11 protein-coding genes and 1 riboswitch are annotated in these 14131 nt (G+C 45.4%); of the genes, 8 read left to right on the top strand and 3 right to left on the bottom strand.

The window, feature by feature from the left end:
* Nucleotides 1-40 precede the first annotated feature (40 nt).
* Nucleotides 41-1408, bottom strand: coding sequence for a sensor histidine kinase (locus ACYVE4_RS30440; protein WP_461044193.1), 1368 nt, complete (start codon nt 1406-1408; stop codon nt 41-43).
* A gap of 200 nt (nt 1409-1608) precedes the next feature.
* Complete coding sequence (locus ACYVE4_RS30435; RefSeq protein ID WP_461044192.1) at nt 1609-2496, bottom strand: Ppx/GppA phosphatase family protein; 888 nt, start codon at nt 2494-2496, stop codon at nt 1609-1611.
* Nucleotides 2497-2736: 240 nt separating this feature from the next.
* On the opposite strand from ACYVE4_RS30435, the gene ACYVE4_RS30430 reads away from it, so the two are divergent.
* The 5 genes from ACYVE4_RS30430 (at nt 2737) to metH (ending at nt 10432) form a co-directional block, all read left to right on the top strand.
* Nucleotides 2737-4599, top strand: a complete 1863-nt coding sequence (locus ACYVE4_RS30430) for a carbamoyltransferase family protein (RefSeq protein WP_461044191.1) — start codon at nt 2737-2739, stop codon at nt 4597-4599.
* Nucleotides 4600-4629: 30 nt separating this feature from the next.
* Complete coding sequence (locus ACYVE4_RS30425) at nt 4630-5793, top strand: SGNH/GDSL hydrolase family protein (RefSeq protein WP_461044190.1); 1164 nt, start codon at nt 4630-4632, stop codon at nt 5791-5793.
* A gap of 49 nt (nt 5794-5842) precedes the next feature.
* Entirely contained in the window at nt 5843-5992 is a 150-nt protein-coding gene (locus ACYVE4_RS30420) for a DUF5989 family protein (RefSeq protein ID WP_461044189.1), read from the top strand.
* Nucleotide 5993: 1 nt separating this feature from the next.
* Nucleotides 5994-6356 carry an SxtJ family membrane protein gene (locus ACYVE4_RS30415; RefSeq protein ID WP_461044188.1) on the top strand — a complete coding sequence of 121 codons (363 nt, stop codon included), beginning with the start codon at nt 5994-5996 and terminating at the stop codon, nt 6354-6356.
* A gap of 71 nt (nt 6357-6427) precedes the next feature.
* Nucleotides 6428-6537, top strand: a riboswitch (SAM riboswitch).
* A 109-nt stretch (nt 6538-6646) separates the two neighbouring features.
* Nucleotides 6647-10432, top strand: coding sequence for a methionine synthase (metH, locus tag ACYVE4_RS30410; RefSeq protein WP_461044187.1), 3786 nt, complete (start codon nt 6647-6649; stop codon nt 10430-10432).
* Nucleotides 10433-10502: 70 nt separating this feature from the next.
* Here the strand turns inward: metH and ACYVE4_RS30405 are convergent, their stop codons facing one another.
* Nucleotides 10503-11054 (bottom strand): fasciclin domain-containing protein, encoded by a 552-nt coding sequence (locus ACYVE4_RS30405; protein ID WP_461044186.1) that lies wholly within the window; start codon nt 11052-11054, stop codon nt 10503-10505.
* Nucleotides 11055-11559: 505 nt separating this feature from the next.
* On the opposite strand from ACYVE4_RS30405, the gene ACYVE4_RS30400 reads away from it, so the two are divergent.
* The 3 genes from ACYVE4_RS30400 to ACYVE4_RS30390 all read left to right on the top strand — a co-directional run bounded on the left by ACYVE4_RS30400 (nt 11560) and on the right by ACYVE4_RS30390 (nt 14123).
* Nucleotides 11560-11895, top strand: a complete 336-nt coding sequence (locus ACYVE4_RS30400; protein WP_461044185.1) for a hypothetical protein — start codon at nt 11560-11562, stop codon at nt 11893-11895.
* Nucleotides 11896-12565: 670 nt separating this feature from the next.
* Nucleotides 12566-13375, top strand: coding sequence for a sensor histidine kinase (locus ACYVE4_RS30395; RefSeq protein ID WP_461044184.1), 810 nt, complete (start codon nt 12566-12568; stop codon nt 13373-13375).
* Between the two features lie 97 nt (nt 13376-13472).
* Complete coding sequence (locus ACYVE4_RS30390; protein WP_461044183.1) at nt 13473-14123, top strand: response regulator; 651 nt, start codon at nt 13473-13475, stop codon at nt 14121-14123.
* The last annotated feature ends 8 nt before the right edge of the window (nt 14124-14131 follow it).

The following is a 14131-nucleotide window of genomic DNA, read 5'->3' as shown; positions in this document are numbered from 1 at the left end:
TGCTTCGACCGTCGACCATCTCTCCCGTCACTTTTTATGATTAATTCGTAGCGTTTTTAGTTGGCAGGAATACGCTGAACGTAGAGCCATGCCCCAACTGACTCTTCGCGATAATGTAACCCCGGTGATTTTCGGCAATCTTTTTCGCAATCGCCAGGCCGATACCCGTTCCAGGGTACTTGTTCTGACTGTGGAGTCGCTGGAACGTACCAAATATACTCTCGGCGTATTGCGAACCGAAGCCAATCCCATTATCCGTAATATCCAGTTGGCAATACTCTGCTTGAACGGCTAGGGGTAAGAAATCAGCCGGCAGCCCATCTTTACATACGCGTTTAGACTCAATGGTGATTTGAGGAGCTCGGTTCGGATTTCTAAATTTGATCGCATTGGAAAGCAGATTCTGGAGCAACTGCCGAAGCTGACTAGCGTCGCCAGGTATCATATCCAATTCGCCAACATGTATTTGAGCCTCAGCCTCCTGGATCGTAATTTCCAACTCGCTTATCACGGTTTTAAGTAAATCTGCCAAGGGCTGTGGCCGCCAGACTTCGGGCCGGTGCGAAAGTCGGGAATAGTTGAGGAGATCTTTGATGAGCATTGACATTCGATTGGCCGACTGTACCATTCGATCGACAATCTCCGTTCCTTCGACATCTAACGTAGGCTCGTAGGTTGTTCTGAGTTTATCGCCAAACGCCTGAATTTTCCGAAGCGGCTCCTGAAGGTCGTGAGAGACAACATAATTAAATGCAGCTAATTCCGCGTTGCGATTAACCAGCTCCGTATTCCGATTGACCAACTCCTGATTAATACCTTTCAGATCTGTTTCGTATCGTATCCGATCTAGCTCAAATTCAGCACGTTTGGCGACAATTTTCAGGAGCGACGAAATGTATTCTGGTTCGTTGATAGCTTCCTGATGCATAACGGCTAATATGCCAAAAGCCTTGCCTTTTGTATCGTATAAAGGATAACCGATGTAGCCTTCAACATTGAATTGAACCAGCGTTTGGTTTTTAGGAAATAATCGTCGGCATTGGCTGGGATACGTCGACATTTTGCCTTGAATAACCTGCTCACAAGGGCCGTCAGGTAAATCATATTGGATATTGTCGACGGTGTTTCCGTACGCAGTAATGGCAATTGTACGAATGGCAAACGCATCAGGCGATGGTTCAATCAACTCGCCCAGAAAAACATAATCGAGTTTGGTTTGCTCCGTAATGTAGTGAACCAGCGAGTGGAAAAATTCATCACCTACTTTATAGGTAGCAAATCGATCGGAAAACTCCAGGAGAAAGCGTTGATCAAGTGTGTTTTGCTCAAGCTGAGATTGTAGTCGACTGTTTTCCAGGGCCAATGCAACGATTCGCTGCTGTAAGTGCGCATCTGTCAGAACATCCATATAAGTATTACGGTGGAGTGGTTACCTTTGGTGCAAAATAATCTGATCCAAGATGGTAAACAAATATTGTGCCTATATTCAGTTAAATATGTATTGCTAGTTTCGGTAGATTATAACTAGGTAACATTAATTAGGCAGACTTTTAAAGATTTCTACAACACCGTTACTCTCATTTCATTCGGGCAGATGGCTTCTGACGGTTAGCATATCGATTTTCGCTTCCCTAATTGCGAGTAGACCAATTGCATAATGCCATCTTTTAGGCCCAAATCCGGCACGATAATTTTTGTCGCTCCTGCCCATTCCATAACCGAAATGTAAATACTGGACGCTGGTACAATTACATCAGCGCGGTCGGCATTCAGGCGAAGTTTGTTGATACGATCTTCCAGGCTAAATCCTGAAATGTAGGTGCGAATCCGGTCGATTTCCTCTTTAGTCGTTTCTAATTCCGATATTTTAGACGCCAGATTGAACAGTTTACTAATATTTCCCCCAGTTCCCACCGCAATTACTTCCTTCGAGGAATCGATATTATCGTCAACCCAATCTTCCATTTTTCGCCAGGCACCTTTTGTTTCTTTCCCCTCCAACAAGCGAACAGAGCCAATTTTGAATGACTTGGAATTGATTTTTTGGCGGTTCTCGTAGACGTTCAATTCGGTACTTCCACCGCCTACATCGATGTGTAAATACTGTTTGTCGTCCAAGGCCTGAACAACAACATTATTAATCAATTCGGCTTCTTTACGCCCGTCGATAATGTGAATTTTAATGCCCGTAGACGCTTCAATTCGCCGGGCAACATCATGGCCGTTTGTTGATTCACGCATGGCCGATGTAGCGCAGGCCATGTAATCTTCAACCTCGTGCAGTTCCATCAGCAGCTTATAGGCCTGCATGAGTTTAGTGGTACGAGCCTCGCTTTCAGGCGTTAACTCGCCATAGTTAAAAACGTCGTGGCCTAGTCGAAGCGGAAAACGTACATATTCAACCTTCTTAAAACTAACCTGATCGTCGTTGTATAATACTGTAGAAATTTGCAGACGAGCCGCGTTGGAACCGATATCAATAGCTGCCAGTTTCATTTGTATCAATTAGTGAATGATTGAATGATTGAATTGATGAATGTTTAACAGCGACTATTCAATCATTCAATAACTCAATTATTCAATCATTAAGATAGCCCAAAGATACTCATTTTTGCTGGCCTGTAGTTTGGCTCGCCTATTGCATTGGTTGACCACTGAGTAAGTCGCGCAAGATGCGATGCTACGTTTGCCAAAAAAAAGCCTTACTTTTGACGCCGTTTGACCAGTATTAGCTTCATGACTATATTAGGCATTTCTGCTTTTTATCACGATTCGGCAGCCGCATTAATTGAAGACGGTCGGATTGTGGCCGCAGCCCAGGAAGAGCGGTTTACTCGTAAAAAGCATGATCCAGGTTTTCCCGCTCAGGCCATCAAATACTGTCTCCAATATGGCGGCACAGACCTGAATAAATTAGATGCCATCGTTTTTTATGATAAACCGCTGCTCAAATTTGAGCGGCTGCTCGAAACGTACTACGCGTTTGCTCCGAAAGGAATACGCTCGTTTCTAATGTCGATTCCGGTGTGGCTGAAAGAAAAACTATTTCTGAAGCGACTGATTCGGGAAGAGTTAGAAAAAATAGGGTATGATTCGTCTAAGAAGATAAAAATTCTTTTTCCGGAACATCACCTTTCGCACGGCGCCAGTGCGTTTTATCCATCTCCGTTTGAGCGGGCTGCTATTCTGACAATCGATGGAGTAGGTGAGTGGGCAACGGCGTCCATCGGATTAGGCGAAGGCAAAAATATTTCAATCCTGAAAGAGATGCGGTTTCCGCACTCACTGGGTCTTTTATATTCTGCGTTTACTTATTTCCTCGGCTTTCGGGTAAATTCTGGTGAGTATAAATTGATGGGATTGGCCCCTTACGGCGATCCAAATTCGCCCGATGTAGCGCGATACATTTCGATCATCAAAGACAAACTGGTTGACGTTCGCCCTGACGGTTCCATTTGGTTGGATCAGGACTATTTCGACTATGCTACAGGCCTGACGATGGTGAAAGAAGCTAAATGGGCCGAACTGTTTGGTTTCCCGAAACGCCAGCCCGAAGATGAGTTGCAGCCACAGCATTGTAATCTGGGACTTGCGATTCAATACCTGACCGAAGAAATTGTCCTGAATATGGCTCGCGAGGCCAAACGCCTGACGAATGCCGATGCATTAGTGATGGCGGGTGGTGTGGCTCTGAACTGCGTGTCGAACGGGAAACTTCAATCGGCGGGTATTTTCAAAGATATTTTTATTCAACCGGCGGCTGGTGATGCGGGTGGTGCTTTAGGCGCTGCGTTAGCTGCGTACCATATTTATTTTGGAAAAGAGCGTGAAGTAACGACCGAACGCGATGCCATGCGCGGTTCGTATTTAGGGCCTACCTTCTCCGATCTTGACGTAGAACTGATGGCCCTGAAATACAAAGGGGTTGCGAAGCATTTTACCGATTTTACTGAATTAAGCCGTGAAGCCGCTCGTTTGCTGGCCGAAGGAAATGTAGTCGGTTGGGTGCAGGGACGGATGGAGTTTGGTCCGCGAGCATTAGGTGGCCGAAGCATTCTGGGCGATCCACGTAATGCCGAGATGCAGAAAAAGCTTAACCTGAAAATCAAATATCGCGAATCGTTCCGGCCTTTTGCGCCGTCTGTACTGGCTGAAGATTGCGCTGAATATTTCGATTACGATGGTATTTCGCCGTACATGCTTCTGGTGCATCCGGTAGCGGAAAGCCGCCGTACACCTGTGCCAGCCGATTACGCTAGTTTTCCACTTCGCGAAAAACTGTATTACCAACGTTCTGATCTCCCGTCGATTACCCACATCGATTATTCAGCCCGGATTCAGACGGTCCATAAGGATACGAACCCGCGTTATTACCAACTGATCGATTCGTTTAAGCAGTTGACGGGCTACGGTGTTATCGTGAACACGAGTTTCAATGTACGTGGCGAACCCATCGTCTCGACACCCGATGATGCGTATCGATGCTTTATGCGTACGGAAATGGATTACCTGGTCGTTGGAAACTACCTGTTCGATAAGCGCCAGCAGCCTGAATGGCAGGATACAGACAACTGGAAAGAAGAATTTGTTTTAGATTAATCAAACCTACTCGCCAAGCTACCTGTCCTGATGGGATCAAAACTTGTATCCAGTGCTGTCCGATTACTGTTTCTGGGATTTCTAGCGTTTATTTTATACTACGGAGATCGATTTCACATTGTTCTCGATTATCCGCATCGCGGATTATTTGACAATATATATGTTCGACTGGCTAAAATCTGCATCATGCTTTTGCTGCTGATGGAAGTCGTGCGGATGTACTATTACGGAATTGTCAAGAATTCCAAAACGCCCAAACTAATCAGCAATCTGGCAACCTTAATCGTTCCCATTGTTTTGCTGGGCGCGTTGTTGGAAATAGGTTTTATGTTTATCGCCCAAAGCCAGGAAGGAGGTCTTACGTTAGCTTCTCACATTTGGTTTGAACGCTATTGGCCACCCATGGTTGGCGATTATCGCGATACACCTAAAACGGATACGTTGGGCAAAAAGAAAGTGCTGATCGTGGGTGATTCCTTCACATCGGGTCACGGTCTGAAAAAAGCGGAAGAGCGTTATGGAAATGTCCTGGCTGAAAAATTAGGTAGTCAGTACGTGACCTATAACCTGGGAATTTCGGGTTCTGATACCCGCAATGAGTATGAACGACTCGAGAAATTTGGCAAAAAACCTGATGTTCTGATCCTTCAATACTTTCCGAACGATATTGAAAAAGTTGCCCGCGATCATGGCTTAGTACCTGCTGGCTTTGAGCCGTATTCGGATTTACCGCGCGCATTGCAGTCGTTGTTTATCAAGTCGTATCTGCTCAATTATTTATACTGGCAGTTCCCGCACGGTAACTTTGCCCCATTTGATACCTACGCCCGAACAGCCTACGGTACACCTGCGATCATTAACGATCACTTAAGCGATCTTAATAAATTCGTAACCTACGCTCGGGAGCATAACGCTCGATTCTACGTTGTTTTGTTTCCGTTTTCGCACAATCTGGAAAAAACAGTGGAATACGTTAAACCAGTCGTGTCGTTTTTTCAACAAAATAATGTTCCAGTTCTGGAGGTTGGTAAACTCATGGGCGACATTCCACCGAATGATCGGGTAGTCGGCCGGAACGATGGACATGCGAGTGCGTTGGTTAATCAGCGTGCGGGTGAAGCTTTATTCAAGCTCATGGAATCGAATCCAGGAATAATGCAGCCTGTAGCTGCGGAAAAAAAGACTGAACCTTAAGGATTTAGATCGTAGGTTTGTAACATTAGAAGTAAACTCAAATTACAACATGGAATTTTTGCAGGACATTTTCAAATTCATGAAGCAGCGCAAAAAATGGTGGCTGGCTCCCATGATCATTTTATTGTTACTCATTGGTATTCTGATCGTTATCGGTGGCGGTTCGGCCGTTGCTCCGTTTATTTACACGTTGTTCTAGCATGGACGTTACTGAAAAAGTAAAAGCCCAGTTGGTGATCGTCACTGGACTGGTTGTACTTTATTTTGTCTTCAAATCTCCCTGGTGGCTTTATGCCGCAGCTGCCGTTGGTCTGTTAAGTATAGCGGTTCCCGTTGTTGGGGATCTCATTGTGAAAGGTTGGTTTAAGTTGGCCGAAGTGTTAGGCAATATCAACGGCAAAATCATTCTTTCCATCCTGTTTTTCGTGTTTTTATGGCCTATCGCCCTGCTCTATCGACTATCGGCAAAGAATCCATTAGCGATTAAGCGGACAGATGATAAGTCATTTTATACGGAGCGAAATCATCTGTACACAAAGGATGATTTAGATCAGACCTGGTAAACAGACTAAAACTGTATTATTTAGGGTACGTTGACAAGCAGCGTACCCTATTTTTGGTTATTTTTGTTCAAAGCTTATCCAGAAAGACGGAGGGAATGGACCCGATGATGTCTTGGCAACCACCTCATACTCAGAGAAAGGTGCCAATTTCCTCCCGGTCATAAACCGGGATAGATAAGTCGACCCGCTGCTGCCTGTCAGCCTTCTGCGGTTAAGCTTTTTCATCTTTTTGGACTTTTTTAAGGACGAAGCTTGTTAGCTTAGCTAATAACCGCACAACACAATTGCCTTTGAAAACGATATACGACCTCCTTCACGAACGAATCCTCGTCCTCGACGGCGCAATGGGCTCCATGATTCAGCAGTATAACCTTACGGAAGCTGATTATCGGGGTGAGCGCTTTCGGGACTGGCCGCACGACCTTAAGGGCAACAACGACCTGCTGTCGATTACCAAACCGGAAATCATCCAGGAAATCCATCGTCAGTATCTGGAAGCTGGATCTGATATTATCGAAACCAATACCTTCAGCGGTACAACCATCGCGATGGCTGACTACCGAATGGAGGAATTAGCCTACGAACTCAATTACGAATCGGCCCGGATAGCAAAAGAAATTACGGAAGAATTCACGCGCCAGAATCCGGATAAACCACGTTTCGTAGCCGGAGCGATGGGGCCAACCAATCGTACAGCTTCGCTTTCACCAGATGTCAATAATCCAGCTTATCGGGCTGTTACGTTCGACGATCTCGTCGATGCGTATTACGAACAGGTTAGCGGACTGGTAGAAGGTGGAGCCGACTTGCTATTGGTCGAAACTATTTTCGACACACTCAATGCCAAGGCGGCTATGTTCGCCATTGACAAATATTTTAATCTGAACCCGCAGCGGCCGGTTCTGCCCATCATGATCTCGGGTACGATTACGGATGCGAGTGGTAGAACACTTTCGGGACAAACGACCGAAGCGTTTTTATACTCGGTTTCGCACTTGCCGCTGTTGAGCGTGGGCTTGAACTGTGCACTTGGCGCCGAACCGATGCGCCCGTATATTCAGACACTGGCGAAAGAAGCTCCTTTCTTTACATCAGCTTATCCGAATGCCGGTTTGCCAAATGAATTTGGCGAGTACGATGAAACGCCCGATATGATGGCGGCTCAAATTGAGGGCTTTATTCGGGATAATTTCGTGAATATTGTTGGTGGTTGCTGTGGTTCTACGCCTGATCACATCCGGGCAATTGCGCAGGTAGCGGCTAAATACCCACCCCGTCAATTGCCGCAACCCGAACCTTATCAGAAACTAAGTGGTCTGGAGCCGTTAAAAATCACAGAACTGACCAATTTTCTGAATGTTGGTGAACGTACCAACGTAACAGGCTCGAAGAAATTTGCCCGACTGATCAAGGAAGGGAATTACGACGAAGCGCTGAGTATTGCACGCGGTCAGGTTGAAGGGGGCGCTCAGGTAATCGACGTGAACATGGACGAAGGTATGCTCGATTCGGTCGAAGCCATGACTACGTTCCTGAATCTGATTGCTTCTGAGCCCGATATTGCCCGTGTTCCCATTATGGTCGATTCCTCGAAATGGGAGGTAATCGAAGCGGGTTTGAAGTGCGTGCAAGGGAAGGCCATCGTCAATTCCATCTCACTGAAAGAAGGTGAAGAAGCCTTTATTGAACGTGCAAAACTTGTCAAACGCTATGGTGCGGCTGCGGTTGTGATGGCTTTTGACGAAACGGGTCAGGCTGATTCCTACGAGCGACGGATTGAAATCTGCGAACGGGCGTATCGAATTTTGGTTGATAAAGTGGGTTTCCCAGCGCAGGACATCATTTTCGACCCGAATATTCTAACCGTTGCTACGGGTATTGAAGAGCATAATAATTACGCCGTCGATTTTATCAACGCAACTCGCTGGATTAAGGAAAACCTGCCTTTAGCGAAAGTGAGCGGTGGGGTATCAAACATTTCGTTCAGCTTCCGGGGAAATGATGTTGTACGGGAAGCCATGCACTCGGCCTTCCTCTTCCACGCCATTCGCGCGGGTATGGATATGGGCATTGTAAATGCTGGGCAGCTGGAAGTATATGACAACATTCCGAAAGATCTGCTTGAACACTGCGAAGACGTACTCCTCAACCGTCGGGATGATGCCACCGAACGCTTAGTCGAATTTGCTGAAACGGTTAAAGCAAAAGGAAAGGCAGTTGTACAAGACGAAAGTTGGCGGAATGAGCCTGTTCACGAACGGCTGAAATATGCGCTTGTCAAAGGAATTACCGACTACATCGATCAGGATGTTGAAGAAATTCGTCAGCAGGTTGAGCGTCCGCTACACGTAATCGAAGGGCCGTTGATGGACGGTATGAACGTAGTCGGCGATTTGTTTGGCGCGGGCAAAATGTTCCTGCCACAGGTTGTGAAATCGGCGCGGGTCATGAAAAAAGCCGTAGCGTACCTGACTCCATTTATCGAAGCAGAGAAATCAGGTGAAGGTTCTTCATCGGCCGGAAAAATTCTATTGGCAACCGTTAAAGGCGACGTTCACGACATCGGTAAAAATATTGTTGGCGTTGTGCTGGGTTGTAACAACTATGAGATTATCGACCTTGGTGTGATGGTGCCGACCCAGAAAATTCTGGATGCGGCTCGTGAACACAATGTCGATATCATCGGATTGAGTGGCCTTATTACGCCATCGCTGGACGAAATGGTTGGTGTAGCCAAAGAGATGCAACGCCAAGGTTTTTCTCTGCCTTTATTGATTGGTGGTGCGACTACATCCCGAATGCATACCGCTGTAAAAATTGATCCTCACTATCAGGGGCCGGTTATTCACGTATTGGATGCTAGCCGAAGCGTACCCGTTGCTGGTCGCTTAACGAGTGAGCAGCAGAATACCCGTAAAGAAATTTTTACTGATATTAAAGCGGAGTACAGTAAACTTCGCGATGATCATTCACGTCGGCAAAAGGAGAAAGCGAGCTTGACGATTGATAAAGCTCGTGCTAATCGTACGCAAATAAACTGGCAGGAATTTGAGCCAACGAAGCCAACTTTCCTGGGAAATCGCTATTTCGAGGATTATGATATTGCCGAATTAGCTAAGTACATCGATTGGACGCCTTTCTTTCAGACCTGGCAATTACACGGCAAATATCCTGCGATTTTTGATGATGCTGTAGTTGGCAAAGAAGCACGTCAACTGTTCGACGATGCCAATAAACTTTTGCAGGAAATCATTGATGGTAAACTGCTTAAAGCAAAAGCTGTAGTCGGATTCTTCCCCGCCAATTCAGCCGATGATGATGTACTGCTGCACGATTTTGAAGAACAAGTGCGGGATATTCCTTGTGAGCGCCATGGTTCACACCGACACATCGAATACAAAATCAGTCGCGCTCAATCGCAGACGGCCGTAAGTCCCGTTGGCGAGTTGGTGTACGATACCAAAACGGTGCTGCATTTTCTGCGTCAGCAGAATCAGAAAGCGCCCGGTCTGCCTAACTATTGCCTATCCGATTTTATTGCTCCGCTTGAAAGTGGTCGGGAAGATTACATCGGTGGATTTGCCGTAACGGCAGGCATTGGTATTGAAGCGTTGCTGGAAAAATACGAACGTGATCACGACGATTACAACAGCATCATGGTGAAAGCTATTGCCGATCGGTTGGCCGAAGCCTTCGCCGAACGCATGCACGAGCGCGTACGAACCGAGTTCTGGCCGTATGCTACAAGCGAAACGTTCACGAACGAACAGCTAATTAAAGAGGAATATCAGGGAATTCGTCCGGCACCGGGCTATCCAGCCTGCCCTGATCATACGGAAAAAGGAACGCTGTTTGATTTATTACACGCTAACAAAATCGGCATAGAACTGACGGAAAGTTACGCCATGTATCCCGCTTCGTCAGTGAGTGGTTTCTATTTTTCGCATCCCGAATCGAAGTATTTTGCCGTTGGTAAAATCAACAAAGATCAGGTTCACGATTACGCTTTACGGAAAAATATGTCCGTTGAAGACATTGAAAAATGGCTATCTCCGGTCTTGAGTTATGATGCGTAATTGCCTGATTGACTGACATAAAAAATCCCCAAAGCGTTGGCTCTGGGGATTTTTTATGTCTAGGAATGGATTACGGCATTAATACCGTGTCGATTACGTGAATTACGCCATTTGATTGGAAGACGTCAGGAATCGTAACGGTTGATACACCACCTTTAGCATCTGTCAATTCGATTTTTTTGCCTTTCTGCATAGCCGTCAACGTACCACCCGATGCGGTTTTAAGCGTAGCTTTTCCACCGCCATCTTTGATTGCTTTCATCAAATCTTCGGCACTCATACGGCCAGGTACAACGTGGTAGGTCAGGATACCTGTCAGCGTTTGTTTGTTTTCTGGTTTTACCAGCGTTTCAACGGTGCCTTTAGGCAGTTTATCGAACGCTTTGTTGGTAGGCGCAAACACCGTGAATGGTCCAGGTCCCGATAAGGTTTCAACCAGACCAGCGGCCTTAACGGCTGCTACCAGCGTGGTATGGTCTTTCGAGTTTACAGCGTTCTCGATGATATTTTTAGACGGATACATCGGTGCACCACCTACCGTTACCGTTTTTTCCTGAGCAAATGAAACCTGACTAATAGCCAGCAAACTAAGTATTGCGAATGTGAATTTGAGCGTCTTCATTGTTGTCTTTTTTGAAATACGTGAAATGTGTACTGAAGGAATTATTTTGTGTGTCGATCAACGGGAAGACTTACGCAGGAACGGGTGAGTTTGGATTGAACTATTTTTGAATTATTTTATATGTGTCTTATTTCCAATGAGTTATGCTCGTGTCTATTGATGTGTAAGAAGCTGTTGGGAATGTATAGAGCAAAAAAAAGCCGGATATTATCCGGCAACAATCATTTAGCAGAAGACCTGACGTGGTAGAGGGAAAGCTCTACAAAGATCACGGATGAACGTGAAAATAGATAGGTGAGATTCCCCCAATTTAAGAGCGGGAAAAATACGGTGTCGTATACGGGAAATTTCACGTATTTTTCATGTATTATTCTATATTTAGAATATAAATTGCTGATTTATAGAGATTTATGTTCTTATGTGCAATGTAGCGGGAAAAATACGGTGTTGCTTCTCAAATAGTTAGCTTTTACGTTTGATACAACCATCAAACCTATAAGAAATTATGGAAGCGAAAGAGAAAGAAGATTTCCCGACAGATCCCAAAAAGCTCAAAGAAGCTTGCGAACGTCATCAGAAAAATCTGGCATCAGCCAAATCAGGAGATTTTATTAAAACCGGCTTTTTTGATATTGATAAGCTTCAGGAAGTTATCAACCTGACGCAGTCGAAACACGTCAAAGTATATTATGGCGTGGATGAACAAGACAAACATTTTTTGTTTATTGCGCCAACGCGGGAAGATGGCCGGGCCCGAGACGATAATGATACAACAGCGGCATTGTGTTGTTGCCAAAGTCCACCATGTCCTCCTCCTGAGACTGACCGCTTTGCTGAATAATTCTTAGGAGTATGTGGGATACCTATCTTACTATTGCCATACTGGCTGTAAATACTTTGTTGTATTTAGTGAATTATAGGATACTTACGCCCCCTCTTCAAATCTTAGCGATCAACATATCCATAACGTTAGCAGCAACATTATACGCAATCTATCTCTGGGCAATATTAAGAGGGGTCAATATACATGTCTACCATATTCTTATCATAGTACAATATGCTTTATACGGCTGGTTATTCGTTCAGGCGAATGACCAGCCGCTTGTTAAACGGGTAATTAAGCTTTCAATAGGTCTATTTGCTCTTATCTCATTGGCTATATCCTTCACTATTCAGCCCTGGAATCAATATAATTCCTATGCGGGCACAGTATTCAATCTATTAATTATCCTATTGTCGGGTTATTATCTGTGGAAAACTTTTGTTGACGGGAAAGTTGTCGCTCTGGAGCGGGAAGCACTGTTCTGGGTATCTATAGGGTTATTCTTTAGATCTCTGGGTAACTTTTTCGCCGATGGACTTATGAACTACCTTATTCGAAAATCCGATTCCTCAGACCTGGCCGTTTACCGAATTCATGAAGGAATGGAATTTTTTCTGTTCAGTACTTTTTTCTATGCTTTAATCGTCTATCTGCGATATTTGCCAAGTAGCCCCAGGCGTTGAGCAGTATGTTGTCCCTCCCAACTGATGTTGTTCTAATTATTTTACTCGGTACAGTACTGTTCCTTTCATTAGGTGGTTTTATTACGTTGTTATTGTTTGTGTACAAACAGCGTTACAAAGCTCACCAACAGGAATTAATTACACTTCAGGAAACGGCTCAGCGCGAACTCCTTCAGTCGCAACTTGAGGTGCAGAATCAAACCCTTCAGCAGATTGCCCGCGAACTTCATGACAATATTGGGCAACTACTGTCAGTGGTTGTGATGCGCTTGAACACACTTGAAGATGAAACCGAGGCTCCTTCTAGTCAGGAATCGATCCAGGAAACGCGCGATCTTGTCAGAAAGACCATTGCGGAAGTGCGTATGCTTTCTAAAACCCTCGATCATGATACCGTTGGCCGGTTTGGGCTGCTGCCTAGCTTAAGGCTTGAATTAGAGCGTATTCAGCGGGCGGGTAAACTAGAGACGGAATTGTCGGTGGTAGGCGATGACTATTCGCTGGATGAGAAAACCGAAATGGTGCTGTTGCGTATGACGCAGGAATCGCTCAACAATGCGCTTAAACATGCGAAGGCTAGCAAGCTTCAGGTAATTGCCGACTATACGTCCGACACATTTCGGTTAGCCATTGTAGACGATGGGGCAGGCTTTAACGTAAGCGAAGCGACTAGCCGAACAATCGACCAATCGGGGGCGGGGTTAACTAATCTTTACCATAGGGCAAAATTACTTGGTGGCTCCTGTACCATTGAGAGTCAACCTGGTGCCGGTACAAGTATTGAAATTCAGTTGCCTCATAGCAAAACCGAGTAACCAGTCGGGCACCGTTTATCAAAAAACACGCTGTTGCGTTTGTATTCATACGTTTAGCTATCTACTTTTCGGTGAATAATCATCCCTCTACTAACCCATGCCTGCTTCAATCGCCATTGTCGACGACCATCGTTTGATGGCTGCCGCTTTATCCGACCTAGTTCGGAAATTTGACGAGTATGACGTGTTACTAGTTGCTGAAAATGGCCGAGACTTGCTTAATCAACTCGCAGCCAGTGAGCAACTCCCCGACATTGCACTGGTTGATGTGAACATGCCTGAAATGAATGGGTTTGAAACGACAAAACAGCTTCGACAGCTTTATCCGACGATTCGTGTCTTAGCCTTATCGATGGAAGATCGCGAAGATCAGATTGTTCGAATGGTAAGGAATGGCGCACGAGGATATTTATTGAAAGATTGCCGCCCCTCTGAGCTCAGGAAGGCTTTAGATGACATCATGATGAAGGGGTATTATTATTCGGATTTTCTCACCTCGAAACTTATGGAGAATCTTGCGAGTTCAGCGGGCAAAACAACCGGATTGCCGTTTAACCTGAATGATCGGGAATATACGTTTGTTCAACTGGCTTGTAGTGATCTGACTTACAACGAAGTAGCTAGGGAAATGTCCGTTGCTCCACGCACAGTGGATGGGTATCGGGAGAGTGTTTTTCAAAAAATGAGAGTTGGAAGCCGTGTGAGTATGGCGATCGAAGCTATTCGCCACGGAATAATCGAATTGTAGACATAAGT

The sequence above is a fragment of the Spirosoma harenae genome, assembly GCF_054776975.1.
Note: the sequence above shows the minus strand (reverse complement) of the source record. Positions and strands in the feature narration are given on the sequence as shown.